Origin of the sequence: Pseudomonas sp. BF-B-30, assembly GCF_019956305.1 — a bacterium.
In the GTDB taxonomy this organism is placed as follows: Bacteria; Pseudomonadota; Gammaproteobacteria; order Pseudomonadales; family Pseudomonadaceae; genus Aquipseudomonas; species Aquipseudomonas jessenii.
Map to the genome: position 1 here is coordinate 71,855 of NZ_JAHBDG010000055.1, position 25,647 is coordinate 97,501.

The following is a 25,647-nucleotide window of genomic DNA, read 5'->3' on the forward strand; positions in this document are numbered from 1 at the left end:
TCCTCATTTAGCTTCTTTGCTAACGGTATTGAGCAGGAATTTACCGATCAGGTCTTCGAGCACCAGCGATGACTGCGTGTCATGGATGGTTCCACCATCCTTGAGCAGGGTGTCTTCCCCGCCCACGCTGATACCGATGTACTTCTCGCCCAACAGGCCAGCAGTCAGGATAGATGCAGTGGAGTCCGCCGGCAGATTATCGATGCGTTTTTCCAGCTGCATGGTCACCCGACCGGTGAAACTGTCGCGATCCAGATCGATGGCCGTGACCTTGCCGATGGTCACACCGGCCATGGTCACCTTTGCTCTGACCGTCAAACCGGCGATATTGTCGAAGTAGGCGTAAAGTTTATACGTGTCGGTGCTCGGAGTCGGAGACAGGCCGCTGACCCGCAACGCCAACAAGAGCAAAGCCAGGATGCCAGCCAGCAAGAAAAGGCCGACACCGATTTCCAGGGTGCGGTTTTGCATCAGAAATCTCCAAACATCAAGGCGGTCAGAATAAAGTCCAGGCCGAGTACTGCCAACGAGGCATATACAACGGTCTTGGTAGTGGCACGACTGATCCCCTCGGAAGTGGGTTCGCAGTCATAGCCTTGGAATACGGCGATCCAGGTCACGACAAAGGCAAAGACGATACTTTTGATGATCCCGTTGAGCACATCGTCGGCGAACGTCACGCTGTTCTGCATGTTCGACCAGTAGGAGCCCTCATAGACCCCCAGCCAGTCGACCGCTACCCACGAGCCACCCCAGATACCCACCACGCTGAAAATCATCGCCAGCACCGGCAGGGAAATGAAACCGGCCCACAGGCGTGGCGCGATGATGTACTTGAGCGGGTCGACCCCGATCATTTCCAGGCTGGACAACTGCTCGGTGGACTTCATGTTGCCGATTTCGGCGGTCAACGCCGAACCTGCGCGCCCGGCGAACAGCAAGGCGGTCACCACCGGCCCCAGCTCACGCAGCAGCGTCAGCGCCACCATCTGCCCGACAGCCTGCTCTGAACCATAGCTGGAAAGAATGTTGAAGCCCTGCAGCGCCAGCACCATGCCGATGAACCCCCCGGAGACCACGATGATCACCAGGGACATCACGCCCACCGAATGCAACTGCTTGACCAGCAGCCCGAAGCCGCCACCGATACCGCCCCGGCCGAGCAAGGCATGGAACAGGAACAGGCTCGAACGCCCGAACACCGCCAGCACATCGATGCCGGCCTGGCCGAAGCGGCGAACGCGCTCCATCAATGAAATTCTGCGCATCAGCGCTTCCCCAGAAGATCTGCGCGGTAATCCGTCGCTGGAAAGTGGTACGGAACCGGGCCATCGGGTTCGCCGGTCATGAACTGACGAATGCGCGGTTCATCCGAATTCATCAACTCGTCCGGCGTCCCCTGCCCCAACACCTGACCATCGCCCACCACATAAATGTAATCGGCAATGCTCGCGGTCTCGGCCAGGTCGTGGGATACCACGATGCTGGTGATGCCCAGCGCATCGTTGAGCAACCGGATGAGGCGCACCAGAACGCCCATTGCGATGGGGTCCTGGCCGACAAAGGGCTCGTCGTACATGAGGATCTGCGGGTCGAGCGCAATCGCCCGGGCCAGCGCAACACGGCGCTTCATGCCGCCGGAAAGCTCATCGGGCATCAGCTCGATGGCACCGCGCAAGCCCACGGCCTGCAATTTGAGCAGGACAATGTCGCGGATCATTTCATCCGGCAGTTGGGTATGAACACGCAACGGAAAAGCGACGTTCTCGAAGACATCGAGGTCGGTAAACAGCGCGCCGCTCTGAAACAGCACGCCCATATGCTTGCGCGCGTCGAACAGGTCACTGCGCGACAGTTTTGGCAGGTTCTGACCGTTGACCCAGACTTCGCCCTTGGTGGGCCGCAACTGGGCGCCCATCAGACGCAAGAGCGTGGTCTTGCCACACCCGGAAGGCCCCATGATGCCGGTGACCTTGCCGCGCGGGATACGGATATCGACATTATTGAAAATGCTGCGCGCACCGCGCTTGAAGGACAGTCCCTTCAGCTCGACCGCGTAGGCGTTATCGGCACTCATCTAAACTCCTTGCGATGCAGCCTCTCACTCGGACGCCTGGCTTTCTGACAAAAGCACATACCTCCCGGGCAGGCCGAACTGGCGGCGAACTATATCACTGCAACGGCTGCGCGCCCAAGGCCAAAGCCAGGTCATGTTCAACTGCATGACAGGTTGAAGGCCCCGTTTAGAAGGTTTCCGGCAACAAGGATGGCAATGCGCGACGAACTAGCGTGAGGGTTTCGATCATAACCGTTATAATCGCCGCCTTTTCATCAGGCTATACGATTTCTGACATGAGCCAATCCAGCGACCTGATTCAATCTGCACAACGCACCATCCGCCTCGAGGTAGAAGCAGTGCAAGGCCTGCTACCCCATATCGACGCAGATTTCGTACGCGCTTGCGAGATGATTCTGGCCAGCAAAGGCCGCGTGGTCGTGGTCGGCATGGGCAAGTCGGGACACATCGGCAACAAGATTGCCGCGACCTTGGCCAGCACCGGCACCACGGCGTTTTTTGTGCACCCGGCTGAAGCCAGCCACGGTGACATGGGCATGATTACCCGCGACGACATCATTCTGGCGCTCTCGAATTCCGGCTCCACCAATGAAATCGTGACCCTGCTGCCACTGATCAAGCGCCTGGGCATTCAGTTGATCAGCGTGACCGGCAAGCCTGACTCGCCGCTAGCCAAGGCCGCCGAGGTCAACCTGAATGTTCACGTCGAGCACGAAGCCTGTCCGTTGAACCTGGCCCCCACCTCGTCGACCACCGCCGCCCTGGTCATGGGCGATGCCTTGGCAGTCGCGCTGCTGGAAGCCCGTGGCTTTACCGCCGAAGACTTCGCCTTTTCCCATCCCGGCGGCGCCCTGGGCCGACGCCTGCTGCTGAAAGTGGAAAATGTCATGCACGCCGGGCAAGAGTTACCGCAAGTACAGCGCGGCACCCTGCTGAAGGACGCACTAATGGAAATGACCCGCAAAGGCCTGGGCATGACCGTGATTCTGGAAGCCGACGGAAAGCTGGCCGGGATCTTTACTGACGGTGACTTGCGTCGCACGCTGGACCGTAGCATCGACATCCATAGCGCTACCATCGACCAGGTCATGACAGCACACGGCAAGACTGCCCGCGCCGAGATGCTCGCCGCCGAAGCGCTGAAAATCATGGAAGACCATAAAATCAACGCGCTGGTCGTAGTCGACAGTGAAGACCGCCCGGTCGGCGCCTTGAACATGCACGACTTGCTGCGTGCAGGAGTAATGTGATGAGTGCGGACCTGCTGCAACGCGGCAAACAGATCAAGCTGGCAGTGTTCGATGTCGATGGCGTGCTGACCGATGGGCGCCTGTACTTCCTCGAAGACGGCAGCGAGTTCAAGACGTTCAACACCCTCGACGGCCAGGGCATCAAGATGCTGATGGCCGCCGGCGTGCAGACCGCCATCATCAGTGGCCGCAAGACCCCGGTGGTCGAGCGGCGGGCCAAAAATCTCGGCATCCCGCACCTCTATCAGGGTCGCGAGGATAAACTGGTGGTACTCGACGAACTGCTGGCCCAACTCAACCTGAGCTATGAACAGGTGGCCTACCTCGGCGACGACCTGCCGGACCTGCCGGTGATTCGCCGCGTCGGCCTGGGCATGGCGGTGGCCAATGCCGCCAGCTTCGTGCGTGAACACGCCCACGGCATCACCCTCGCCCGTGGCGGCGAAGGTGCCGCTCGCGAATTCTGCGAATTGATCCTGCGCGCCCAGGACCGCCTCGACGCGGCCAATGCGGCGTACCTGTGAGCCCACTATGCTGAGCAAAAAATTTCGCAACACCCTGATGTTCAGTTGCATCGCGGCGATATTCGCTGCGGTTGGCTACTGGAACATCAGCCCGGAACGCTTCCTCGACAAGCCGGTAATGCCGGTCGATGAAAGCGCGATCGACTATTACGCCATCAACGCCCACAGCGTGCAGTACCTGCCCGACGGCAAGCTGCAATATGATCTGGTGTCCGACAAGGTCGAGCACGTGAAAGCGACCGAGGTGACATTGCTGACCAACCCCGACCTGAATGTTTTCCGCGGCACTGAATTCCCGTGGCACGTCCAGAGCCTGCGCGGCGAGGTCAACCCTGATGGCACACAGGTCGAACTGATCGATGACGTGCGCATCACGCGCTTCGACGAGAAAAACCGTAGAACCCTGATCACCAGCACCCGCATGACCGTGTTCCCGCAGCAGCAATATGCGCAGACCGAGCAAGACGTTAGAATCGACGGCGCTGGCGGTGTATCGACTGGCAAGGGAATGAAAGCGTATTTGAAAGAAAGCAGGATACACCTGCTATCGAACGTAAGAGGACAGTATGAGGCTCGTTAAAACCCTCCCGATTTTGCTCAGTCTGGGCGCAGCACTGGGAAGCGTGAGCGCCTGGGCTCTGCCGGAAGACCAACAGCAGCCTATCCGTATTCAGGCCGACGATGCCCAACTGGACGACAAGCAAGGTATTGCCACCTATAAAGGTGACGTGATCATCACCCAAGGCTCGATGAAGGTGACAGGCAACACCGTTACCATCACCCGCACCCCGGCTGGCGACATTGACGTAGTGACCTCGGTGGGCAACCTGGCGTACTTCGAGCAATTGCAAACGGCTGGCGACACCAAGCCTGTCCAGGGTTGGGGCGTGACGATCCAGTATCACGCTTCGCAAAATCGCGTCGTACTGATCGACAAGGCCAAAGTTGTCGACAAGGACAACAACGTCACCCAAGGTGAGAAAATTGTCTACGACACGGACAAGAAACTCGCCAGCGCCGGTCGCGCCACAGGCAGCAAAGTCACCGAGGCGCGTCCGCGTATCGACATGGTGATCCAGCCGAAGAAGAAAACCGACGAGAAAAAGGCCCAGTAATGGCAACTCTGAAAGCTCAGCATCTGGCCAAGAGCTACAAGAGCCGCCAGGTCGTGCGTGACGTCAGCCTGTCCATCGACAGCGGCCAGATCGTCGGCCTGCTTGGCCCGAACGGCGCCGGCAAGACCACCTGCTTCTACATGATCGTCGGCCTGGTGCAAGCCGACCAGGGCCGCGTCCTGATCGATGACCTGGACGTCAGCCACCAACCGATGCACGGCCGCGCAAAGGCTGGTATCGGCTACTTGCCGCAAGAAGCATCGATCTTCCGCAAACTGTCGGTGGCCGACAACATCATGGCCATCCTCGAGACCCGCAAGGAACTCGACAAGGCCGGTCGACGCAAGGAGCTGGAAAGCCTGCTGCAGGAATTCCACATCAGCCACATCCGCGACAACCTGGGCATGAGCCTGTCCGGTGGTGAGCGCCGTCGCGTGGAAATCGCCCGCGCCCTGGCCACCAACCCGAAATTCATCCTCCTCGACGAGCCCTTCGCCGGCGTGGACCCGATTTCGGTCGGCGACATCAAGCAGATCATTCACCACCTCAAGGCCAAGGGCATTGGCGTGCTGATCACGGACCACAACGTTCGTGAAACCCTGGATATCTGTGAAACCGCCTATATCGTCAATGACGGCCAACTGATTGCCGAAGGCGACGCAGAGACCATCCTGGCCAACGACCTGGTCAAGGAAGTGTATCTGGGCCATGAGTTCCGCCTGTAAGCGCTGAGCCGTGCCCAGGCAGTTGCCCGGGCACCTGAGCAGCCACTCACCAGCGCCTCCGTGCCGACAAGCGTGGTCAGCCCTCGACAAGGGCAGCGCAGCAACACCGCTTTATAGTTTTTTATTGTTACAGCGCTCTAGGCAAACCCTTTAGTTTCAGGCATATAATTTGCTTAAGTTTGGCGCCCCGGCGCCCTGTAGTGGATGGCGCATGTGCGCCGGCGAATAAGGTGTTAAGCCCCTGCCATGAAACCATCGCTAGTCTTGAGAATGGGCCAGCAGCTGACGATGACACCGCAGCTGCAACAGGCCATCCGCCTGCTCCAATTGTCGACCCTGGACCTGCAACAGGAAATCCAGGAGGCCCTGGAGTCCAATCCGATGCTCGAACGCCAGGAAGAAGGCGACGACTTCGACAATTCCGACCCCCTGGCCGATAACGCCGAACAAAAGCCCAACACCGACATCCAGGAGCCCTCCTACCAGGAAAGCGCCCCGACGGTTGATAACCTCGATGAGGGTGACTGGAACGAGCGTATCCCCAACGAACTCCCCGTCGACACCGCGTGGGAAGACGTTTACCAGACCAGCGCCAGCAGCCTGCCCAGCAATGATGATGACGAGTGGGACTTCACCACCCGCACCTCGGCCGGCGAAAGCCTGCAGAGCCACTTGCTGTGGCAACTGAACCTGGCCCCGATGTCCGACACCGATCGCCTGATCGCCGTGACCCTGATCGACTGCATCAACAATCAGGGCTACCTGGACGAAACCCTCGAGGAAATCCTCGAAGCGTTCGACCCGGAACTGGACATCGAACTGGACGAAATCGAAGCCGTCCTGCACCGCATCCAGCAATTCGAGCCCGCCGGCATCGGCGCCCGCAACCTGGGCGAATGCCTGCTGCTGCAATTGCGCCAGCTGCCTGCCAAGACCCCTTGGCTGGCCGAGGCCAAGCGCCTGGTCACCGATTACATCGACCTGCTTGGCAGCCGCGACTACAGCCAGTTGATGCGTCGCATGAAGCTCAAGGAAGATGAGCTGCGCCAGGTCATCGAGCTGGTCCAGAGCCTCAACCCGCGCCCGGGCTCGCAGATCGAGTCCACCGAAGCCGAGTACGTCGTCCCTGACGTCATCGTGCGCAAGGACAACGAGCGCTGGCTGGTGGAGCTCAATCAGGAGTCGGTGCCACGGCTGCGGGTCAATGCCCAGTACGCCGGTTTCGTGCGCCGCGCCGACACCAGCGCCGACAATACCTTCATGCGCAATCAGTTGCAGGAGGCCCGCTGGTTCATCAAGAGCCTGCAAAGCCGCAATGAAACCCTGATGAAGGTTGCCACCCAGATCGTCGAGCATCAGCGCGGCTTTCTGGAGTACGGCGACGAAGCCATGAAGCCGCTGGTCCTGCATGACATCGCCGAAGCGGTCGGCATGCATGAATCGACGATTTCACGGGTGACCACCCAGAAGTTCATGCACACCCCCCGGGGCATTTATGAACTGAAGTACTTTTTTTCCAGTCACGTAAGCACCTCCGAAGGCGGCGAATGCTCGTCCACGGCGATCCGGGCGATCATCAAAAAACTGGTTGCAGCGGAAAATCAGAAAAAGCCGTTGAGTGACAGCAAGATCGCTGGTTTACTGGAGGCACAAGGCATTCAGGTGGCTCGCCGCACCGTCGCCAAGTACCGCGAATCCCTCGGGATCGCGCCTTCGAGCGAACGCAAGCGGTTGATGTAGGGCCACGCCACAGCGTTCCAGTGGTAGATCATCTGATCTACCGCTTTATGCACTGGCAACGAAGGAGAAGCTGTATGCAAGTCAACATCAGTGGACACCAACTGGAAGTGACCGAACCTCTTCGCACCTACATCGGCGAAAAACTCGAACGATTGGAGCGACATTTCGACAAGATCACTAATGTGCAGGTCACGATGACCGTCGAAAAACTGAAGCAGAAAATCGAAGCCACGCTGCATATTCCCGGGAATGAAGTGGTCGCCAACGCGGAACATACCGATATGTATGCCGCGATCGACGCACTCACCGACAAGCTGGATAAACAACTCAAAAAGCATAAGGAAAAGACCCAGAGCCTCCTCCAGGGCGCAACCGGTCGTTAACACTCCCAACCCATGATCCGACTTGAAAGTATCCTGACCCCCGGCCGTTCCCTGGTGAACGTGCCGGGAGGCAGTAAAAAGAAAGCCCTCGAACAAATTGCCAATCTTATCGCCCGCGAAGTGCCGGCCCTGGAGATGCAAGATGTCTTCGAGGCGCTGATCGCCCGTGAAAAACTCGGCTCCACCGGGTTTGGCAATGGCATCGCTATTCCACATTGCCGTCTCAAGGGCTGTGTTTCGCCCATCAGTGCATTGATGCACCTGGACGCCCCTATCGATTTCGACGCCATCGACGGCGCGCCGGTTGACCTGCTGTTCGTGCTGTTGGTCCCGGAAGCCGCCACCGATGCGCACCTTGAGCTGCTGCGACAGATCGCCAGCATGCTCGACCGCAAGGAAGTTCGCGAAAAGCTACGTAGTGCTGCAAGCAACGAAGCCCTGTATCAGGTTGTCCTTGACGAGCAAAACGGTCAGTAATCATGCGCTTGATCATCGTCAGTGGCCGTTCCGGCTCAGGTAAAAGTACCGCCCTCGACGTTCTTGAGGACAGCGGCTACTACTGCATCGACAACCTGCCAGCCGGTCTGCTGCCGGAGCTGGCCGAACGCGCCCTGGTTCATACCGAGATGCTGCAGCCGCTGGTCGCCGTTTCCATTGACGCGCGCAATCTGCCCAGCCACCTGTCACGCTTCCCCGACCTGCTCGAGGAAGTCCGTGCCCGCCACATCCAGTGCGATGTGCTGTACCTGGACGCCGACGAAGAAACCCTGCTCAAGCGTTTCTCGGAAACCCGCCGACGTCACCCCCTGACCAACGCCAACCGCTCGCTGGCCGAAGCCATCAGCGTCGAGAGCGTCCTGCTCGGGCCGATTGCCGACCTCGCCGATCTCAAGATCAACACTACCAGCCTGAACCTGTATCAACTGCGCGATGCCATCAAACTGCGTCTGTTGAATCAGCCGGAGCCGGGGACTGCGTTCCTGGTGGAATCCTTCGGCTTCAAGCGCGGCATGCCGGTGGACGCCGACCTGGTGTTCGATGTGCGCTGCCTGCCCAACCCTTACTGGAAACCGGAGTTGCGCGAACAGTCCGGGCTCGATCAACCGGTTGCCGAATACCTGGCGGCCCAGCCGGATGTCGAAGAGATGTTCCAGGACATTTCCACATACCTGCTAAAGTGGCTGCCTCGTTTTGCCGCCAGCAACCGCGCCTACGTCACCATTGCCATTGGCTGCACTGGCGGACATCACCGTTCCGTCTACCTGACCGAGCGTCTGGGGCAAACGCTGCAACAATCCCTGAAGAACGTCCAGGTCCGCCACCGCGACCTCAGCTAAAGGATTCACATCGCGATGCCTGCTCTGGAAATCGAAATCATCAATAAACTGGGTCTGCACGCTCGCGCTTCTGCAAAATTCGTTGGGGTAGCAGGTCAGTTCCCGTGCCAGATCAGGGCCGGACGTACGCCACAGTCCATGGTCGATGGCAAAAGCATCATGGCGATGATGATGCTGGCCGCCGGCAAAGGCACCACGATCCACTTGAGCACAGAAGGCGAGCAGGAACAGGAAGCGCTGGATGCTCTGGTGGCGTTGATCAACAACTTCTTCGACGAAGGCGAGTAATACAACCACAAAAGCCCCTCACCACAAATCAAGCGAGGGCTGTATCCATCACCATCATCAAACAAAATCCCATCAGCAGCCCGAGGCTGGCAAGCTTGTCATGACCATTGCGGCGCGACTCGGGAATGACTTCGTGGGTCACCACCAGCAGCATCGCACCCGCCGCCAGCGCCAATCCCAAAGGCAGCAGCAGTTCGGCCAGGCTCACCAGCCACGCGCATAGCAGTGCGAACACCGGTTCTACCAAACCTGACGCCGCACCGATCAGGAACGCCTTGCCCCGGGACATCCCTGCCCCGACCAGCACCAAAGCGATGACCAATCCCTCCGGTACATCCTGCAAGGCAATGCCCATGGCCAGGCTGTCGGCGTCAGGCATTGCGCCACCGGCCGAAACACCTACCGCCATGCCTTCCGGAATGTTGTGGGCGATGATGGCAAATACGAACAGCCAGATCCGCGGAGCAATGCCCGGTCGTTCCAGCGTGCCGACCAGCATGTCCGGGCTGGCGCCAGAGACCTTCCGATCCACCAGGAACAACAGGAAGGCGCCGAGCATAATGCCGAAGCTGATCAACCCACTGGACGCCCAAGGTGACAGTCCAAGCCCTTCGGCGGCAGAGATGCCCGGAACGATCAGCGAAAATGCCGTCGCAGCCAGCATCACGCCAGCGCCAAAGCCAAGCAAAGTGTCGCTGAGCCTCTGCGGCATCCGCCGAATCACCAACACCGGCACAGCGCCCAGCGCGGTACCCAAGGCGCAGATCGCACCGCCCTGCAGTGCGCGCAGCAACTTCGGCTCAAGGTCGAGCCATGCCAGCCCATGGGCAACCAAAAGGCTCATTCCCGCCAGCAGCAACAGCGATCCGAACGCGTAACGAAACATCCGTCCATTTCCGATCGCCAGTGTTTCAGTGCCCATAGTCCAGCCTTGGATTGTTTTTATGGAAGACTTAAACCAGTGCGGCCTGATAGCGCGCAGAGACTTGCGGCCAATTGATCACGCGGTAGAACGCGCTGATGTATTCCGGACGACGGTTCTGATAACGCAGGTAATAGGCGTGCTCCCAGACGTCGAGGCCCAGAATCGGGGTATTGCCGTTCATCAACGGGCTGTCCTGGTTACCGCTGCTTTCCACCACCAAGGTCTTTTGCGGGGTCACGCTCAGCCAGGCCCAGCCGCTGCCGAAGCGGGTCAACGCGGCCTTGGTAAAGGCTTCCTTGAAGCTGTCGAGACCGCCCAGTTGTTCATCGATGGCCTTGGCCAGCACGCCTTCGGGCTCGCCACCACCGTCGGGCGCCATGACTTCCCAGAACAACGAATGATTGGCGTGGCCGCCGCCTTGGTTGATCACCGCCGTCCGCAGTTTTTCCGGCAGTTGCTGAACGGCGGACACCAGCTTCTCCACGGGCCACTCGGCATACTCGGTGCCTTCAACAGCCACGTTCAGGTTATTGATGTAGGTCTGGTGATGCTTGGTGTAGTGGATCTCCATGGTCTGCGCATCGATGTGCGGCTCCAGGGCATCGTAGGCGTACGGCAAGGCAGGCAAGGTAAAAGCCATGTTCAATGGACTCCATGATGATGAGGCGCAGGCGAAGCGACATCGATGTGCAGCAGCCGATGGGTACGCGGATACTCGCCGTGCTCACTGATGAAATTCAGCAGTTCGACGTAGGTCTTGCTGCTCTGGCGCAACGCGGCTTCTCGCAATGTTTGAGGTAGCCGCGGATCCTGCATGGTCTGCAAGAGCCGTTGGTGGATGGCACACAAGTATTCGGCGCTCTCCTCCGGCTGATTCAGACGCAAGTGCAGGTCCGCCAGGTTGTGATGGGAAATCACGCAGGCCGCTACCGCTTCGTCGGCATCCGCCCAGCGCTCGAACAGCACCTGGGCCAGAGCCAATGCCTGCAGGTACGCCTCGCGGGCATCGACCAGTTCACCCAGCATGAAAAAGCGATTGGCTCTTTCGATCGTGCGTTTCCAGTGCTCCATGGTGCGCCTCCAAAGCGGTAACGGGGCTTAGACGCCGCCCGCTGTGAGTTTTTCCGGGTTGAGCAATTCTTCCAGCTGGCTGCGCGACAGGTCGGTGTGTTCCAGCGCGACGTCAATCACCGGCCGACCTTGCTGATAGGCCTTCTTGGCAATCTCGGCAGCTTTCTGGTAACCGATGATCGGGTTGAGCGCGGTGACCAGAATCGGGTTGCGTGACAGTGCTTCCTTGATCCGGCCTTCGTTGACCTTGAAGCTGGCGATGGCCTTGTCTGCCAGCAGACGACTGGAATTGGCCAGCAACTCGATACTGCTCAGCAGGTTCTGGGCGATGATCGGCAGCATCACGTTCAGTTCGAAATTGCCCGACTGACCGGCGATGGTGATAACACTGTCGTTGCCGATGACCTGAGCCGCGACCATCGCGGTGGCCTCTGGAATGACCGGGTTGACCTTGCCCGGCATGATCGAAGAGCCCGGCTGCAAGGCTTGCAGTTCGATCTCGCCAAGGCCGGCCAGTGGGCCGGAGTTCATCCAGCGCAGATCGTTGGCGATTTTCATCAGCGATACGGCGGTGGCCTTTAGCTGTCCGGAGACGGCAACAGCAGTGTCCTGGGAGCCGATCAGCGCGAACAGGTCCTTGCCTGGCTGGAACTCGACCCGGGTCAATTTGCTTAGCTGCTGGCTGAAACGCGTCGCGAATTCGGGGTGGGCGTTGACACCCGTGCCCACCGCCGTGCCGCCTTGAGCCAGGGATTGCAGGCTTGGCTGCAAGTCCTGCAGATGGCCGATGTTGGCCTTGAGCTGCTGCGCCCAACCGTTGAGCACTTGGCTCATGCGCACCGGCATGGCGTCCATCAGATGCGTACGCCCGGTTTTGACGTGGTGATGAACCTGCTCGGCCTTGTGCTCGATGACCTGCACCAGATGCGTCAGCGCCGGCAGCAGTTGCTCATGGAGCGCCAGTGCTGCGCTGACGTGAATGGTGGTCGGGATGATGTCGTTGCTGCTCTGCCCGCAGTTGACGTGATCGTTGGGGTTCACCGCCTCGCCCAGCAAGCGGCTGGCCAGCGTGGCGATCACTTCGTTGGCGTTCATGTTCGAGCTGGTACCGGAACCGGTCTGGAACACATCCACCGGGAAGTGCTGCATGAAATCGCCTTCGAGCAAGCCTTGGGCTGCGTCGACGATGGCTTTGCCCTGGGCTTCGCCGATCTGCTTGAGCTCGACGTTGGCGCGGGCGGCCGCGGCCTTGGCCAGGATCAACGCGCGGATGAACTGAACCGGCATCGGTTTGCCGCTGATCGGGAAGTTATCCACCGCACGCTGGGTCTGTGCGCCGTAGAGGGCGTCTTCCGGGACCTGAAGCTCGCCCATACTGTCGCGTTCGATACGGGTATTACTCATCGGGAGATCCTTGCATCAGTTCTATGAGAGGAATCGAGGGTTGCAACTCACAGGTAGCGAGTTGCCAGGTGTAGCTCTGCCAGCGCTTGAGGCGGCATTTGCACAACGAGAGGCGTTCCAGTTCGCGCAGCGGGCGCCAGGCCTGGTCGAGACAGTAAGTGCGCCAGTGCCACGGCAGCGCGACATCGGCGGCGGTATCGAGCAACAATCGGAAGGAAGTTTCGGCGACGGTCCAGGGTGAGGTGGCCGTGCAACAAGCCAGGTACCGGCCTTCGGCCAGGTAGTGGTCGATCAGGCGAGGCTCGTCGGGGTTCATCGCGCAACGGATCTGGCGACTCATCCAGCGCCAGCTTTCGAGGTAAGGCTGCTCGTGCAAGGCAGAACTCATGATCCGGGGCTCATTCGATAATGAGATTTATTATTGTATGATAATGAGAACCAAAACAAGCTCAAGGCTTTGGTACACACTCAATGTGGGAGCGGGCTTGCTCGCGAATGCGGAGTGTCAGCCACCCTAAGCATCGACTGACACACCGTATTCGCGAGCAAGCCCGCTCCCACAGGGGGCGCGTGCAAGTCAAAAAAAAGGCGCGCCACCCAATGGGTGGCGCGCCTTTTGGTGAAGCGGCCGAGGCTTAGCTACCCGCCACCGTCATCCGCTCGATCAACACCGAGCCGGTGCGAATGTTGCTGCGCAGCTCCAGATCATTACCCACGGCAACGATCTGCTTGAACATGTCGCGCATATTGCCGGCGATGGTCACTTCCTGGACCGCGAACTGGATTTCACCGTTCTCGACCCAATAACCCGCTGCACCACGGGAGTAATCGCCGGTGACCATGTTGAGGCCCTGCCCCATCAATTCAGTCACCAGCAAGCCACGCCCCATGCGCCGCAGCAACGCCGCCTGGTCTTCGTCGCCATGGGTGACGAACAGGTTGTGCACGCCGCCGGCGTTGGCCGTGCTCGGCATACCGAGCTTGCGGCCGGAATAGGTGCCAAGGATGTAAGACACCAACTCGCCCTTTTCGACGAACGGTTTGGCGTAGGTTGCCAAACCATCACCGTCGAACGCTGCGCTGCCCATGGCACGCATCAGATGCGGACGTTCGTCGATGGTCAGCCACTCCGGAAACAGCTTCTGCCCGAGGGTACCCTCAAGGAAGGACGACTTGCGATACAGGCTGCCGCCGGAAATCGCCGACAGGAAGCTGCCGAACAGCCCCCCAGCCAACTCTGCGGAAAACAGCACCGGCACCTCGCAAGTCGGCACCGGACGCGCGCCCAGACGACTCGCCGCTCGTTGTGCAGCGCGCTGACCGATGCTTACCGGGTCGGCGAGCAGATTGCCCTGGCGGTTTACGTCGTACCAGTAATCGCGCTGCATCTGGCCATCGGCCTCGGCGATCATCACGCAGCTCAGGCTGTGCCGAGTCGATGCGTAACCGCCGATAAAGCCGTGGCTATTGCCATAAACGCGGCAGCCCTGATGGGTACTGAGGGTGGTGCCGTCGGCGTTCTTGATCCGGCTGTCGGCGGCAAACGCCGCGGCTTCGCAGGCCAGAGCCTGTTCGATGGCTTGTTCCGGAGTGATGTCCCATTGGTGGAACAGGTCGAAATCCGGAATATCGCGCGCCATCAGCGCGGCATCCGCAAGGCCCGAGGCTTCGTCTTCCGAAGTGTGTTTGGCAATGGCCAGTGCAGCGGCGACGGTTTCGCGAATCGCATCAGGACCGCTGGCCGAAGTGCTGGCCGAGCCTTTGCGTTGCCCCACGTACAAGGTGATGCCAAACCCCTGGTCGCGGTTGAACTCAACGGTTTCGACTTCACGCTGGCGCACCGAAGTCGACAACCCCTGCTCCAGCGACACCGCCACTTCACAGGCGCTGGCCCCCTGGCGCTTGGCTTCAGCGATGATCTGCTCGACTTGTTCCTGCAGTGCCGGCAACGCTTGTGGGCCGACGCTTTCAACTGCACTCATGCTGTTCTCCACTCAAATTCTGCTTTCGGTAACGGTCATCGAGCGACCGGGCCGGACAAGCGGCCCCCGACTGGTTATCATGGCGGCGTTTCTTTGCGGACGGCCACCATGGTTGATTCTTACGACGACTCCCTCGATACGGGAGAAAAAAGCAAATCCCAGGTCAAACGCGAGCTGCATGCTCTGGTTGACCTTGGCGAGCGCCTTACAACACTCAAGCCTGACTTGCTGGCAAAACTGCCCTTGACCGACGGAATGCGTCGGGCTCTGGCCGATGCGCCCAAGCACACCGCGAACATCGCGCGAAAACGGCACCTCCAGTTCATCGGCAAACTGATGCGCGATCAGGACACTACCGCCATTCTGGTTCTGCTCGATCAACTCGATGCCTCCACCCGTCAATACAACGAACGCTTCCATAACCTGGAACGCTGGCGCGATCGTCTGATTGCCGGCGACGATGCCGTACTGGAAAAATTCGTCGTCGACTACCCGGACGCGGACCGCCAGCAATTGCGTTCCCTGATCCGTCAGGCCCAGCATGAGGTTGCGCAAAACAAACCTCCTGCTTCCAGCCGTAAAATCTTCAAGTACATCCGTGAGCTGGACGAGACTCAACGCGGTCTGCGTTAATTCTCGAAGCGGGTGAGCTGCCTCGCAGCTCACCCGCAGCCTCACTTCTTACGACCCCGTGCCACCCACGGTGATCGCATCAATCTTCAGCGTTGGCTGGCCGACACCCACCGGCACCGACTGCCCATCCTTGCCACACGTACCCACGCCGCTGTCCAGCGACAGATCATTACCGACCATCGACACCTTGCTCATGGCTTCCGGCCCGTTGCCGATCAGGGTCGCGCCCTTGACCGGAGCGGTAATCTTGCCGTCCTCGATCAGGTACGCCTCGCTGGTGGAGAACACGAACTTGCCGCTGGTGATGTCCACCTGACCGCCACCCAGGTTGGCGCAGTAAATGCCGCGCTTCACCGAAGCGATGATTTCCGCCGGGTCGCTTTCGCCGGCGAGCATGTAGGTGTTGGTCATGCGCGGCATCGGCAGGTGCGCGTAGGATTCGCGACGGCCGTTACCGGTGCGTGCCACGCCCATCAGGCGGGCGTTGAGCTTGTCCTGCATGTAGCCCTTGAGTACGCCGTTTTCGATCAGCGTGGTGCACTCGGTCGGCGTGCCTTCGTCGTCGACACTCAACGAGCCACGGCGACCGGCCAGCGTGCCGTCATCGACAATGGTGCACAGCTTCGACGCAACCATCTCGCCCATGCGACCGCTGTAGGCCGAACTGCCCTTGCGGTTGAAGTCGCCTTCCAGACCATGACCGACCGCTTCGTGCAGCAACACGCCCGACCAGCCGGAACCGAGCACCACCGGCAAGGTACCGGCCGGTGCCGGAATGGCTTCGAGGTTGACCAGCGCCTGGCGCAACGCTTCACGGGCATAGCCCATGGCGCGGTCTTCGCCGAGGAAATAACGGTAATCGGTCCGACCGCCACCGCCATGACCACCGCGCTCGCGGCGACCGTTCTGCTCGACGATCACGCTGACGTTGAAGCGCACCAGCGGCCGTACATCCGCCGCCAGACCGCCGTCGGTGGAAGCCACCAGAATCCGCTCCCAGACACCGGCCATGCTCACGGTGACTTGCTGGATGCGTGGGTCGAGGGCGCGGGTCGCGGCATCGACTCGCTTGAGCAAATCGACTTTCTCGGCACGGGTCAGCACTTCCAGGGGATTGTCCGGCGCATACAACTGCGCGACATCCTGGCTGGTGAATGCCTGCACGGTGCCATTCTGGCCAGCGCGGGAAATCGAACGGGCGGCCCGCGCCGCCGCGCCAAGGGCTTCCAGGGTGATGGCATTGCTGTAGGCAAAACCGGTTTTTTCACCCGATTGCGCGCGCACGCCCACACCTTGGTCAAGGTTGAAGCTGCCTTCCTTGACGATGCCGTCTTCCAGCGCCCAGGACTCGGAGATCTGCCCCTGGAAATACAGGTCGGCCGCATCGATGCCCGGCCCGGCCAGGTCGCCGAGCACGCCTTGCAGGCTCTCGATCGTGACGCCACCGGGCGCCAGCAGGTGTTCACTGACTGAGGACAACAACTCGCTCATATGCTTTACGCCTTAAATTCGTCGTTCTGATGCAGGTCGCTGGGCGCCCTGCGAGAAAAAGCGCCGGTGACTGGACACCGGCATGCGCGCCCGGATGGACGCCTGTTCGCTGCTGTCGCGTTCGGCCAGCAGCACGGCCTCGCCTTGATCCTGTTGTGCCAGCACACGCCCCCACGGGTCGATGATGGCAGCATGACCGAAAGTTTCCCGCGGCCCCGGATGCGTCCCACCCTGGGCAGCCGCGAGCACATAACATTGTGTCTCGATGGCCCGTGCGCGAATCAGCACATCCCAATGCGCCGCGCCGGTCACCGCCGTGAAGGCCGAAGGGGCGGTAATCAGTTCCGCGCCGGCTGCGCGCAATTCGCTGTACAGCTCCGGGAAGCGCAAGTCGTAACAGACCGTCAGGCCAACCCGCCCAACCGGTGTGTCCGCCACCACGACCCCACTGCCATAAGCATAGTCATCGGATTCACGATAACGGCCGCGATTGTCAGCCACATCGACGTCGAACAGGTGCAGCTTGTCGTAGCGCGCCACCGTTTCACCCTGGTCATCGACCAGCAACGAACAGGCATGCACCTTGGCCGCCGGTTGATCCACCGGCGGCAACGGCAACGTGCCGGCCACAATCCATAACTTGAGGTCGCGTGCGGTCTGTTTCAACCAGGGCAGGATCGGGCCTTCGCCCAGTGCTTCGGCGCGCCCGATGTCGGCAATGTCGCGCCGGCCCATGGCGGCGAAGTTCTCCGGCAATACCGCGAGCTTCGCGCCACCGGCGGCCGCTTGCTCGAGCAGCCGACGGGCCTGGGCCAGATTGGCCAGCACATCGCTCTGGCTGACCATTTGAATCACCGCTATAGACATGGCCTTTTCCTTATTGAAACCAACACAGACCTTGTAGGAGCGAGCTTGCTCGCGATGAGTTTGAATGCGACGCGTTTTTTCAGACAGCCTGCGTCATCGTTCACGTCCATCGCGAGCGGGCTCGCTCCTACAGGGGGCGAGCCGCAATGGCCATGCTACTCCATAGGCCCGAAGGATGGCGTTTCAAAAAGCCTTGTCGAAGGCAATCTTTGGTTCTTTCCAAGGCCCTTTGACGGTGTACTTCACACTGGCGAAACGGGCGACCCGGTCTCCGATCAGCTTGTCGATCAGGAACAGCGCCCCGCCGACCGCGGGTGCACCGACGATCAATGCGGCAATCGGCAGGTTATTGGTCACCGGCAAGGTCACCATCAGTTTCGCATCGATCTGATCGGCCACCATGTTCAGGGTGCCGTCGAGTTCAATGGTGCTCGACGGGCCCGTCAGCTGGATCGGCTTACGGGTGACATACACACCATTGGTCCCGACCAGCAGCCCCTTGACCCGGTCATAACTCAGTCCTTTGCCGAACAGGTCGGAGAAATCCAGGCGCAGGCGCCGGCCGATGGAGTTGAAGTTGAGCAAGCCAAATACCCGCAGCGCCTGGGCACTGCCCTCAACCTCGACGAACTGACCCTGATTGAGGGTCGCATCAAGCGTGCCGGAGAAACGCTTGGTCGCCACCCAGGCCGGTGAGCCGGGCCAGCGGCCATCGACATCCATATAGAAGTCCTGGCTGGTGACGCTCGGCGCAAACCCCCAGCCCTTGAGCACATCGGCGAGGTTCTTGCCGCTGATACGACCCTTGTACCAGCTGTTGCTGGCGCCAGGCACGCCTTCCCAACCACCGCTGCCCACCAACAGCATGCCCTTGAGGCCCAGGTCCAGGGAGTTGAACTCTATGCCCTTGGGCGTCGGACGAATTTTCAGCGACCAGCCCCCCACCAGATCCTGCCCCTGGAATAGCTGATTGATGGTGATGTCCATCGCGGGGATTTTTGTCGGGTCCACCGACGCCAGCGGATCCGGCGAATTTTCATCGGCCAGCACGGTCGGGTCCGGTGCGGGCAGGCGCACAGTTTGCAGATTGATCGTGATCGGCGTGGCTTTCGCATCGGGAAGGCTGGCGCTGCCATTGATCTGCTGGCTGTCCAGTTGTAGCGCCCAGGCGGAAGGCTTGCGCGCCAGCTGGATCGAGGCCTGATCGAGGGTGGTGCCGATACCGCTGAGTTTGCCCACCTTGAAATCCGCGCCGCTGAGCAGTTGCCTGGCGCTGCCGCCGGGGTCTTGTCCGGCGTATCTGTCCACCAGATCCTTCCACGGGCCAACGTCCAGCTCCGACAGCACGCCCCGTATCCGCAAGCCTTTGGTGCCAGGCAAGACGGACTCGCCGCCACCGAGGAACAACTCCCCGCGACCGTCGGCGAAACTACTGGCCGGGGCCGCGAACGTGAAACTCGCCAAGCCCCCGTAGTTGACCCAATAACGCCGCTCGTCGCCCTGCAAGGTCATGCGGAACGTGGTGTCGCGCCCGGCCTCGGAGGTTATGCCGAACGGTGCAGGCAAATCGACGGCCACGCCCTTGAGGCTGGAATTGACCATCAACTGGCTGTCGGCGCCGTCCAGGGTCAGTTGCAGTTGATACGGGATCACACCGCTCACCGGTAGAGGCTGGGTGACCTTCAGCCAGTCAGTCAGTTTCTTGACCTCGACCTGCCCTGACGCAGCCACCCGGGTACTGTGCTTGCCTGGGCTGCCATCGGCAAATATCTGTGCGGTGACCGGTTTGTCGAACGCCCGGGCGCTGATGTTCTGCCCGGTCAGGCCTTTGCCGCTGTCAAAACGGAAATCACCTTTGAGTTGGGTCAGTTCCAGCGCAGGTTCGGCCAGTTTCAAGCGCGCCTTGGCGGTCTTGAAATCGACGAGGATTTTCGGCTCCTCGCCTTTTGCCAGGGGAATATCGAGCTTCAACTTGCCTTGCAGGTCGCCCTCGCCTTCCCAGCCGGCAAAGGTTGCTCCGGTGCCGATCGGTGCTTCCTGGAGGATTTTCAGGCCATCACCCAAACCGCCGGCAAATCCGCCATCGAGGAACAAATGAACGTTCTGTCCGGCCGGCACATGGGGAATGTCGACGTAGATATCGTTGACCTGGGTGTCGAGCAATTGGCCCGTGCTGGCCAGAATCCGCACGCCGCTGTCTTCGACAAACACATCGCCGCTGACCTTGCTGACATGGGGCCAGCCCGGCTGGAAGGCCAGTTCGGCATCGTGAACCTTGAAGTACAGGCTGATGCTGCGATCGACGTCCGCGGCACCGTGGCTGAGCGACCCTTGATACTGGAAGAAGCCTTGATCCACCGCGCCCTTGAGAATCGCCGTGCGCAGCCATTCGTCCAGTGCCGGGCTGAGGACCGTCGGCAAGTACTTGGCGGTGTAGCGACCGTCACCGTCCACCAGGCCGACCCGCAGGTCCATGTAGTCTTCCTGGGTGTGATCGAAATACAGGCGAATCAGGAAGTCGCCGGCGATCTTGCCTTCCTCGCCCAGCACTTTCAGATACGGCGCGATCAGGGTGAAACCTTCTTTATCGAGTTTCCAGGTCAGCCGCGCATTGGCCTGAATGTACTGCCATGGCTTGGCGAAAATCGGGTCCAGGTGCAGCATGAAATCCTTGCTGTCCATGCGCAGTTCGCCGCGCCCCAGGTCACCGCTGATGCTGCCGCTGACATTTCGCGCCGCCGGCGCACCGTGATAGGCGTCGAAGCCCACCTGGTCGAGGTTGGCGGCAAACCCGAACTTGCTGTCGTCAGTGGCATTGGGGCGGAAGTCGACCAGCACGTTGCGCAGGCCGCCCGTGACCTTGAGCCGCTCGACGACCGTGGCAAAACCCTCTGGTAACGGCGCCAGGGCGTTGAGCAGCGGAGTCAGCGGCGTGAGATCAACCCGGTCGGCTTGCAGGTGCCAGAGTTCTTCGGTTTTATCGGTGGCGGCGTTTTGCGTGAGCTGCAGATGCGTTTCCCAGCGGGTCTCGCCGAAGTTCATCGCCAGGGAGTCCAGAGTCACTGACGCACCTTTGGCACTGCGCTGGAAGTAACCATTGAGCGCCAGGTTATTGATCTGGACCGGCTTGCGCTCGGCGTAGGCACCCTTGAGTTGTGGCGCGTTCACGCGCACCGCAGCGCTTTGCAAGGTGCCTTTGCCCCAAGTCACCCACAGCTCGCCGCCGGCCTTGATCTCGGAAAAATTCCACTGTTGGGTCAGACGTTCAGGCAACCACTTCGACCAGTCGCTTTGCGGCAGGCTCAGGTAGACCTCGGCTTCACCGTCCTTCCATTGGCTGGCTCGAATACGGGTACGCAGGCTCATGGCCACTGGTTGCCCGTCAGGCAGGGTCAGCCGTGCGTCGAGCCGCTGCCGTGACGCCCCGGTTTTCAGATTCAGGCCGACATAAGTCAGGGTCAGCGGCGATTCGCCAAACGGCTGCAAGGTCACCTGGCTGTCGAGCACCGACAGTTGCTGGATCATCTGCATCTGATTGAGCAGTTGCTCTGGATCGGTGGGCTGGTCCTGGCGCATCGGCAGACCTTCCAGAGCCCACTGACCGTCCTCACCTTGCCTGAGGTTGATCTTGAGGCCGCTGAACTCCAGATGAGCGATGCGTACCTGGCGGGCCATCAAGCTGGCCCAAAGGTCCGGCACCGCGCGCACCTGATCCAGGTGCAAGGCATTGGCGCCGTCGCCGACCGTCACGTCGCGGGCCATCAATATAGGGGCGAATCCACTCCAGTTGCCTTCGAGCTCGCCGATCTGCAACGGCATGCCCAAGGCATCGCTGGCTTTGGTTTCGATGTCGGGGCGGTACTCGGCGACTAACGGCGTCAGCTCCCGGCCAAGGCTGACGTAGAGCGCCATCAACACCAAAACCAACGCGCACAGGCCCAGACCCCAGCGGGTCAGTGCGGCCAATATGCGTGTCAGACGGTCCATGTCAGGTGGCTCCCATGGCAAAAGTTTTGCAAAAAGCTGAGGCCAGCCATTCTCGAACAATCAAAACAAAACGCTTCAGAGCAGCACCACGTCGTATTGTTCCTGGGAATACATGGTTTCGACCTGAAAGCGGATGGTGCGCCCGATAAACCCTTCCAGTTCGGCAACGTTGCCCGACTCTTCGTCGAGCAGGCGGTCCACCACTTTCTGGTTTGCCAATACACGATAGCCTTCCGCCTGATAGGCGCGAGCCTCGCGCAGGATTTCACGGAAGATTTCGTAGCAAACGGTTTCCGGGGTCTTGAGCTTGCCCCGTCCCTGACAGGCATTGCACGGCTCGCACAACACCTGTTCAAGGCTTTCGCGGGTGCGCTTGCGGGTCATCTGCACCAGGCCCAGCTCGGTGATACCGATGATGTTGGTCTTGGCGTGATCGCGCTCCAGTTGCTTTTCGAGCGTGCGCAACACCTGGCGCTGGTGCTCTTCATCTTCCATGTCGATGAAGTCGATGATGATGATTCCGCCCAGATTACGCAGGCGCAATTGACGGGCGATGGCCGTCGCGGCTTCGAGGTTGGTCTTGAAGATGGTCTCTTCGAGATTGCGGTGGCCGACAAACGCCCCGGTATTGACGTCGATGGTGCTCATGGCTTCCGCCGGATCGACCACCAGATAACCGCCGGACTTGAGCGGGACCTTGCGTTCGAGTGCCTTCTGGATTTCGTCTTCGACGCCATACAGGTCGAAAATCGGCCGCTCGCCCGGGTAGTGCTCCAGGCGGTCAGCGATCTCGGGCATCAGTTCGGCGACGAATTGCGTGGTTTTCTGAAAGGTTTCCCGGGAGTCGATGCGGATCTTCTCGATTTTCGGGCTCACCAGGTCACGCAGGGTGCGCAGCGCCAGACCGAGGTCTTCGTAGATTACGCTAGGCGCACTGATGGTTTTGATCTGGGCGTTGATCTGATCCCAAAGACGGCGCAGATAACGGATGTCCATAAGGATTTCATCCGCGCCGGCACCTTCGGCTGCCGTGCGCAGGATGAAACCGCCAGCCTCCTTGATACCTTCCTTGGCCACGCAATCAGTGACCACCTGTTTGAGGCGTTCGCGCTCGGCTTCGTCTTCGATCTTCAGAGAAATACCGACATGGGCCGTGCGCGGCATGTACACCAGATAACGTGAAGGAATCGAAAGCTGGGTAGTCAGGCGTGCGCCTTTGGAACCGATCGGATCCTTGGTCACCTGCACCACCAGGCTCTGGCCCTCGTGCACCAGTGCACTGATGCTCTCGACCGCCGGGCCTTCTCGCACGGAAATTTCCGACGCATGAATGAACGCGGCACGGTCCAGGCCGATATCGACGAATGCCGCCTGCATTCCAGGCAATACCCGCACGACTTTGCCTTTATAGATGTTGCCGACGATCCCGCGCTTTTGCGTACGCTCGACGTGGACCTCTTGCAGGACACCGTTTTCGACCACCGCCACGCGCGACTCCATCGGCGTGATGTTGATCAGAATCTCTTCACTCATGGCAGGGTCTCGTTCAGGCATGTTCACGATAATGGCCGCATCTGTTCAGAACGTTGCTTGGTGTGCGTTCCGGGGTTGCCAACAGGGTATGCCGAAATGGCCGAGCAGTTCCGCGGTTTCGCAAAGCGGTAGTCCGACCACCGCTGAATAACTTCCATCGAGCCCGGCGACAAACACCGCACCCAGTCCTTGAATGCCATAACCGCCCGCCTTGTCCCGTGGTTCGCCGCTGGCCCAGTAGGCTGCGGCTTCCTCACGACTGATATCTCGAAAACGCACCCGGCTGGTGACAACCCGGGATTCGCAACGTTCGCCATCGAGCACGGCAATCGCGGTCAGGACTTCATGTTCACACCCAGACAGCATCGTCAGCATGGCGCACGCATCCGCTTGATCAACCGGTTTGCCGAGAATTTTCCCATCGAGCACCACGGCGGTATCGGCACCGAGCACACAAAATGGTTCATCAGACACGACGCCGCCGCGCCCGGCCTCGGCCTTGCCGCGTGCCAGGCGCTCGACGTAGGCCGATGGGGATTCTTGAGCTAAAGGGGTTTCATCGATGTCCGCATTGACGGCGCGGAACGCAACGCCGATCTGCGTGAGCAATTCACGTCGACGCGGCGAACCAGAGGCGAGGTACAACCGTTTCATCAAGACCTCTCCCTGTCCAATGCCTGAACGAATTAATTGATTTTGTAGCGTCGACGCAGTCCGCGCAAACCGAAACTGATCCAGGGCCAGAGCAGCGCACTGACCAGTGCCGGCAGCACCAGCGCCAACGTCGGCTGACGATTGCCGGTCAAGGCACTGAGCCATAGCTGTACTAGCTGGGCGAGTCCGAAGATCACCAGGATCACCAGGCTCTGCTGCCACATCGGGAACATCCGCAGGCGTTGCTGCAGCGCCAGCACCAGATAGGTGATGAGCGTCAGGATCAAGGCATTCTGACCCAGCAAGGTACCGTAGAGCACGTCTTCAGCCAGCCCCAGGCAAAACGCCGTCACCATCCCGACGGTCTGCGGCAGGTTCAACGCCCAGAATGCCAGCAACAAGGCCAGCCACAGCGGGCGCAGGATTTCCATGAATTGCGGCAGAGGCGAAACGCTCAACAGCAGACCGACGGCGAACGTCAGCCAGACTATCCAGCCGTTTCGGGATGCTTTCACACCACCCATTATTCTCTCCCCACTGGAGTGGCCGGCGCGGACACTGGCGGTTTGGCGGCAGGCTTCGCGGCAGCGGGTTGCGCCGTCGCCGGTTTAGCCACCGCAGGCTTGGCTGGCGTGGTGGTTGGCTTGGCTGGCGCGGTGGCCGCAGGCGCCGCCGTCGCAGGAATCGCCGGTGCGGCGGCCGGTGCAGCGGGGACCGCGGGGCTGACCGGTTTCGGAACCGTCGACGGAATGATCGGCCCACCGCCCTGCGCATCCAGACTTTCCTGGGCCTGGGCGGCAGCGTTGACGCGCTCTTCGGCAGTCCGGTTGTCGCTGAACACCAGCAACAGGTAACGGCTACGGTTCAAGGCGGCGGTCGGAACGGCGCGGACAATGGCAAACGGTTGGCCGGAATCGTGAATCACTTCCTTGACCGTCGCCACCGGATAACCCGCCGGGAAACGCTGACCGAGGCCGGAGCTGACCAGCAGGTCGCCCTCCTTGATGTCGGCGGTATCGGCCACATGCCGCAACTCGAGACGTTCCGGGTTACCGGTGCCGCTGGCAATCGCCCGCAAACCGTTACGGTTCACCTGCACTGGAATGCTGTGGGTGGTATCGGTCAGCAGCAAGACGCGGGAGGTGTAGGGCATCAACTCGACCACCTGCCCCATCAGGCCACGGGCATCGAGTACCGGCTGACCGAGGACCACGCCATCGCGCTCACCTTTATTGATGATGATGCGATGGGTGAAGGGGTTGGGGTCCATGCCGATCAACTCGGCCACTTCGACCTTCTCGTTGACCAGGGCCGAAGAGTTGAGCAACTCGCGCAGCCGGACGTTCTGCTCGGTCAGGGCGGCAAGCTTCTGCATGCGCCCCTGCAACAGCAGGTTCTCGGTCTTGAGTTTTTCGTTTTCGGCGACGAGCTCGGTCCGGCTGCCAAACTGACTGGCAACGCCTTCCCACAGCCGTCCGGGCAGGTCGGTGATCCAGTAGGCGTCCATCAGCACCAGCGACATCTGGCTGCGTGCAGGCTTGAGCAGACTGAAACGGGCATCGACCACCATCAGCGCGACCGATAGCACGACCAGCACCAACAGGCGCACGCCAAGTGAAGGGCCCTTGGTGAAAAGCGGTTTAATAAGCCGCTCCTCCCAG

At 60.4% G+C, this 25,647-nt stretch carries 27 protein-coding genes; 11 read left to right on the top strand and 16 right to left on the bottom strand.

Going from position 1 to position 25,647, the window contains the following annotated elements; translation table 11 throughout:
• Positions 1-3: 3 nt before the first annotated feature.
• The 3 genes from mlaD to KGB29_RS23515 are packed head-to-tail and all read right to left on the bottom strand — an operon-like array spanning position 4 to position 2,077.
• Positions 4-471 carry an outer membrane lipid asymmetry maintenance protein MlaD gene (gene mlaD / locus KGB29_RS23505; RefSeq protein ID WP_007970271.1) on the bottom strand — a complete coding sequence of 156 codons (468 nt, stop codon included), beginning with the start codon at positions 469-471 and terminating at the stop codon, positions 4-6.
• The gene (gene mlaE / locus KGB29_RS23510) at positions 471-1,268 is read right to left on the bottom strand and encodes a lipid asymmetry maintenance ABC transporter permease subunit MlaE (protein WP_223616493.1); all 798 of its coding nucleotides are present in this window, start codon (positions 1,266-1,268) and stop codon (positions 471-473) included. The genes mlaD and mlaE overlap by 1 nt, the downstream gene beginning before the upstream one ends.
• Positions 1,268-2,077 (bottom strand): ATP-binding cassette domain-containing protein, encoded by an 810-nt coding sequence (locus KGB29_RS23515; RefSeq protein WP_007986707.1) that lies wholly within the window; start codon positions 2,075-2,077, stop codon positions 1,268-1,270. The genes mlaE and KGB29_RS23515 overlap by 1 nt, the downstream gene beginning before the upstream one ends.
• Before the next feature lie 275 nt (positions 2,078-2,352).
• Here KGB29_RS23515 and KGB29_RS23520 point away from each other — a divergent pair, with 275 nt between their 5' ends.
• The 10 genes from KGB29_RS23520 (at position 2,353) to KGB29_RS23565 (ending at position 9,439) form a co-directional block, all read left to right on the top strand.
• Positions 2,353-3,327 carry a KpsF/GutQ family sugar-phosphate isomerase gene (locus KGB29_RS23520; RefSeq protein WP_057716416.1) on the top strand — a complete coding sequence of 325 codons (975 nt, stop codon included), beginning with the start codon at positions 2,353-2,355 and terminating at the stop codon, positions 3,325-3,327.
• The gene (locus KGB29_RS23525) at positions 3,327-3,851 is read left to right on the top strand and encodes a KdsC family phosphatase (protein ID WP_008018712.1); all 525 of its coding nucleotides are present in this window, start codon (positions 3,327-3,329) and stop codon (positions 3,849-3,851) included. Before KGB29_RS23520 ends, KGB29_RS23525 begins: the two co-directional genes overlap by 1 nt.
• Positions 3,852-3,858: 7 nt before the next feature.
• A complete protein-coding gene (gene lptC, locus KGB29_RS23530) occupies positions 3,859-4,431 on the top strand; it encodes an LPS export ABC transporter periplasmic protein LptC (protein ID WP_154910433.1) in 573 nt (190 codons plus the stop codon).
• Positions 4,418-4,966 carry a lipopolysaccharide transport periplasmic protein LptA gene (gene lptA / locus KGB29_RS23535; protein WP_057716418.1) on the top strand — a complete coding sequence of 183 codons (549 nt, stop codon included), beginning with the start codon at positions 4,418-4,420 and terminating at the stop codon, positions 4,964-4,966. The genes lptC and lptA overlap by 14 nt, the downstream gene beginning before the upstream one ends.
• Complete coding sequence (gene lptB, locus KGB29_RS23540) at positions 4,966-5,691, top strand: LPS export ABC transporter ATP-binding protein (RefSeq protein WP_008054366.1); 726 nt, start codon at positions 4,966-4,968, stop codon at positions 5,689-5,691. Before lptA ends, lptB begins: the two co-directional genes overlap by 1 nt.
• 246 nt (positions 5,692-5,937) lie before the next feature.
• A complete protein-coding gene (locus tag KGB29_RS23545; RefSeq protein WP_015093497.1) occupies positions 5,938-7,431 on the top strand; it encodes an RNA polymerase factor sigma-54 in 1,494 nt (497 codons plus the stop codon).
• A gap of 74 nt (positions 7,432-7,505) precedes the next feature.
• Complete coding sequence (hpf, locus tag KGB29_RS23550; RefSeq protein WP_007941242.1) at positions 7,506-7,814, top strand: ribosome hibernation-promoting factor, HPF/YfiA family; 309 nt, start codon at positions 7,506-7,508, stop codon at positions 7,812-7,814.
• Positions 7,815-7,826: 12 nt separating this feature from the next.
• A complete protein-coding gene (gene ptsN / locus KGB29_RS23555; RefSeq protein ID WP_008046148.1) occupies positions 7,827-8,291 on the top strand; it encodes a PTS IIA-like nitrogen regulatory protein PtsN in 465 nt (154 codons plus the stop codon).
• A 2-nt stretch (positions 8,292-8,293) separates the two neighbouring features.
• A complete protein-coding gene (gene rapZ / locus KGB29_RS23560; protein ID WP_057716419.1) occupies positions 8,294-9,151 on the top strand; it encodes an RNase adapter RapZ in 858 nt (285 codons plus the stop codon).
• Positions 9,152-9,166: 15 nt separating this feature from the next.
• The gene (locus tag KGB29_RS23565; RefSeq protein ID WP_057716420.1) at positions 9,167-9,439 is read left to right on the top strand and encodes an HPr family phosphocarrier protein; all 273 of its coding nucleotides are present in this window, start codon (positions 9,167-9,169) and stop codon (positions 9,437-9,439) included.
• A 28-nt stretch (positions 9,440-9,467) separates the two neighbouring features.
• Here the strand turns inward: KGB29_RS23565 and KGB29_RS23570 are convergent, their stop codons facing one another.
• From KGB29_RS23570 to pmbA, 6 genes are all read right to left on the bottom strand, one after another.
• A complete protein-coding gene (locus KGB29_RS23570) occupies positions 9,468-10,361 on the bottom strand; it encodes a ZIP family metal transporter (protein WP_154861586.1) in 894 nt (297 codons plus the stop codon).
• Between the two features lie 31 nt (positions 10,362-10,392).
• Positions 10,393-11,004, bottom strand: a complete 612-nt coding sequence (locus KGB29_RS23575; protein ID WP_154861585.1) for a superoxide dismutase — start codon at positions 11,002-11,004, stop codon at positions 10,393-10,395.
• A gap of 2 nt (positions 11,005-11,006) precedes the next feature.
• Positions 11,007-11,435 carry a hypothetical protein gene (locus KGB29_RS23580; protein ID WP_154861584.1) on the bottom strand — a complete coding sequence of 143 codons (429 nt, stop codon included), beginning with the start codon at positions 11,433-11,435 and terminating at the stop codon, positions 11,007-11,009.
• Positions 11,436-11,462: 27 nt separating this feature from the next.
• A complete protein-coding gene (locus KGB29_RS23585; protein ID WP_150812808.1) occupies positions 11,463-12,839 on the bottom strand; it encodes a class II fumarate hydratase in 1,377 nt (458 codons plus the stop codon).
• Positions 12,832-13,227: a FagA protein gene (locus tag KGB29_RS23590; RefSeq protein ID WP_090453084.1), complete on the bottom strand. Its 396-nt coding sequence runs from the start codon at positions 13,225-13,227 to the stop codon at positions 12,832-12,834. The genes KGB29_RS23585 and KGB29_RS23590 overlap by 8 nt, the downstream gene beginning before the upstream one ends.
• A 247-nt stretch (positions 13,228-13,474) precedes the next feature.
• The gene (gene pmbA, locus KGB29_RS23595; RefSeq protein WP_057716426.1) at positions 13,475-14,821 is read right to left on the bottom strand and encodes a metalloprotease PmbA; all 1,347 of its coding nucleotides are present in this window, start codon (positions 14,819-14,821) and stop codon (positions 13,475-13,477) included.
• 108 nt (positions 14,822-14,929) lie between these two features.
• On the opposite strand from pmbA, the gene yjgA reads away from it, so the two are divergent.
• The gene (yjgA, locus tag KGB29_RS23600) at positions 14,930-15,454 is read left to right on the top strand and encodes a ribosome biogenesis factor YjgA (protein ID WP_057716427.1); all 525 of its coding nucleotides are present in this window, start codon (positions 14,930-14,932) and stop codon (positions 15,452-15,454) included.
• A gap of 48 nt (positions 15,455-15,502) precedes the next feature.
• Here yjgA and tldD read toward each other — a convergent pair whose 3' ends face one another.
• The 7 genes from tldD to mreC all read right to left on the bottom strand — a co-directional run bounded on the left by tldD (position 15,503) and on the right by mreC (position 25,631).
• Complete coding sequence (tldD, locus tag KGB29_RS23605) at positions 15,503-16,945, bottom strand: metalloprotease TldD (RefSeq protein ID WP_102669080.1); 1,443 nt, start codon at positions 16,943-16,945, stop codon at positions 15,503-15,505.
• Between the two features lie 12 nt (positions 16,946-16,957).
• The gene (locus KGB29_RS23610; protein WP_154910434.1) at positions 16,958-17,812 is read right to left on the bottom strand and encodes a carbon-nitrogen hydrolase family protein; all 855 of its coding nucleotides are present in this window, start codon (positions 17,810-17,812) and stop codon (positions 16,958-16,960) included.
• A gap of 183 nt (positions 17,813-17,995) precedes the next feature.
• Complete coding sequence (locus KGB29_RS23615; protein WP_154910435.1) at positions 17,996-21,799, bottom strand: YhdP family protein; 3,804 nt, start codon at positions 21,797-21,799, stop codon at positions 17,996-17,998.
• Between the two features lie 75 nt (positions 21,800-21,874).
• The gene (rng, locus tag KGB29_RS23620; protein WP_090453080.1) at positions 21,875-23,332 is read right to left on the bottom strand and encodes a ribonuclease G; all 1,458 of its coding nucleotides are present in this window, start codon (positions 23,330-23,332) and stop codon (positions 21,875-21,877) included.
• Positions 23,333-23,377: 45 nt separating this feature from the next.
• A complete protein-coding gene (locus tag KGB29_RS23625; protein ID WP_150812812.1) occupies positions 23,378-23,986 on the bottom strand; it encodes a Maf family protein in 609 nt (202 codons plus the stop codon).
• Positions 23,987-24,018: 32 nt separating this feature from the next.
• On the bottom strand, positions 24,019-24,510 hold the full coding sequence (gene mreD, locus KGB29_RS23630; protein ID WP_007970244.1) for a rod shape-determining protein MreD: 492 nt from the start codon (positions 24,508-24,510) through the stop codon (positions 24,019-24,021).
• A complete protein-coding gene (gene mreC / locus KGB29_RS23635; protein ID WP_154910436.1) occupies positions 24,510-25,631 on the bottom strand; it encodes a rod shape-determining protein MreC in 1,122 nt (373 codons plus the stop codon). Before mreC ends, mreD begins: the two co-directional genes overlap by 1 nt.
• Positions 25,632-25,647: the final 16 nt, after the last annotated feature.

What these genes read in the sequence shown, in the direction of transcription:
- mlaD (WP_007970271.1), bottom strand. Translation starts at nt 471, where the DNA reads ATGCAAAACCGCACCCTGGAAATCGGTGTCGGCCTTTTCTTGCTGGCT.
- mlaE (WP_223616493.1), bottom strand. Translation starts at nt 1,268, where the DNA reads ATGCGCAGAATTTCATTGATGGAGCGCGTTCGCCGCTTCGGCCAGGCC.
- KGB29_RS23515 (WP_007986707.1), bottom strand. Translation starts at nt 2,077, where the DNA reads ATGAGTGCCGATAACGCCTACGCGGTCGAGCTGAAGGGACTGTCCTTC.
- KGB29_RS23520 (WP_057716416.1), top strand. Translation starts at nt 2,353, where the DNA reads ATGAGCCAATCCAGCGACCTGATTCAATCTGCACAACGCACCATCCGC.
- KGB29_RS23525 (WP_008018712.1), top strand. Translation starts at nt 3,327, where the DNA reads ATGAGTGCGGACCTGCTGCAACGCGGCAAACAGATCAAGCTGGCAGTG.
- lptC (WP_154910433.1), top strand. Translation starts at nt 3,859, where the DNA reads ATGCTGAGCAAAAAATTTCGCAACACCCTGATGTTCAGTTGCATCGCG.
- lptA (WP_057716418.1), top strand. Translation starts at nt 4,418, where the DNA reads ATGAGGCTCGTTAAAACCCTCCCGATTTTGCTCAGTCTGGGCGCAGCA.
- lptB (WP_008054366.1), top strand. Translation starts at nt 4,966, where the DNA reads ATGGCAACTCTGAAAGCTCAGCATCTGGCCAAGAGCTACAAGAGCCGC.
- KGB29_RS23545 (WP_015093497.1), top strand. Translation starts at nt 5,938, where the DNA reads ATGAAACCATCGCTAGTCTTGAGAATGGGCCAGCAGCTGACGATGACA.
- hpf (WP_007941242.1), top strand. Translation starts at nt 7,506, where the DNA reads ATGCAAGTCAACATCAGTGGACACCAACTGGAAGTGACCGAACCTCTT.
- ptsN (WP_008046148.1), top strand. Translation starts at nt 7,827, where the DNA reads ATGATCCGACTTGAAAGTATCCTGACCCCCGGCCGTTCCCTGGTGAAC.
- rapZ (WP_057716419.1), top strand. Translation starts at nt 8,294, where the DNA reads ATGCGCTTGATCATCGTCAGTGGCCGTTCCGGCTCAGGTAAAAGTACC.
- KGB29_RS23565 (WP_057716420.1), top strand. Translation starts at nt 9,167, where the DNA reads ATGCCTGCTCTGGAAATCGAAATCATCAATAAACTGGGTCTGCACGCT.
- KGB29_RS23570 (WP_154861586.1), bottom strand. Translation starts at nt 10,361, where the DNA reads ATGGGCACTGAAACACTGGCGATCGGAAATGGACGGATGTTTCGTTAC.
- KGB29_RS23575 (WP_154861585.1), bottom strand. Translation starts at nt 11,004, where the DNA reads ATGGCTTTTACCTTGCCTGCCTTGCCGTACGCCTACGATGCCCTGGAG.
- KGB29_RS23580 (WP_154861584.1), bottom strand. Translation starts at nt 11,435, where the DNA reads ATGGAGCACTGGAAACGCACGATCGAAAGAGCCAATCGCTTTTTCATG.
- KGB29_RS23585 (WP_150812808.1), bottom strand. Translation starts at nt 12,839, where the DNA reads ATGAGTAATACCCGTATCGAACGCGACAGTATGGGCGAGCTTCAGGTC.
- KGB29_RS23590 (WP_090453084.1), bottom strand. Translation starts at nt 13,227, where the DNA reads ATGAGTTCTGCCTTGCACGAGCAGCCTTACCTCGAAAGCTGGCGCTGG.
- pmbA (WP_057716426.1), bottom strand. Translation starts at nt 14,821, where the DNA reads ATGAGTGCAGTTGAAAGCGTCGGCCCACAAGCGTTGCCGGCACTGCAG.
- yjgA (WP_057716427.1), top strand. Translation starts at nt 14,930, where the DNA reads ATGGTTGATTCTTACGACGACTCCCTCGATACGGGAGAAAAAAGCAAA.
- tldD (WP_102669080.1), bottom strand. Translation starts at nt 16,945, where the DNA reads ATGAGCGAGTTGTTGTCCTCAGTCAGTGAACACCTGCTGGCGCCCGGT.
- KGB29_RS23610 (WP_154910434.1), bottom strand. Translation starts at nt 17,812, where the DNA reads ATGTCTATAGCGGTGATTCAAATGGTCAGCCAGAGCGATGTGCTGGCC.
- KGB29_RS23615 (WP_154910435.1), bottom strand. Translation starts at nt 21,799, where the DNA reads ATGGACCGTCTGACACGCATATTGGCCGCACTGACCCGCTGGGGTCTG.
- rng (WP_090453080.1), bottom strand. Translation starts at nt 23,332, where the DNA reads ATGAGTGAAGAGATTCTGATCAACATCACGCCGATGGAGTCGCGCGTG.
- KGB29_RS23625 (WP_150812812.1), bottom strand. Translation starts at nt 23,986, where the DNA reads ATGAAACGGTTGTACCTCGCCTCTGGTTCGCCGCGTCGACGTGAATTG.
- mreD (WP_007970244.1), bottom strand. Translation starts at nt 24,510, where the DNA reads ATGGGTGGTGTGAAAGCATCCCGAAACGGCTGGATAGTCTGGCTGACG.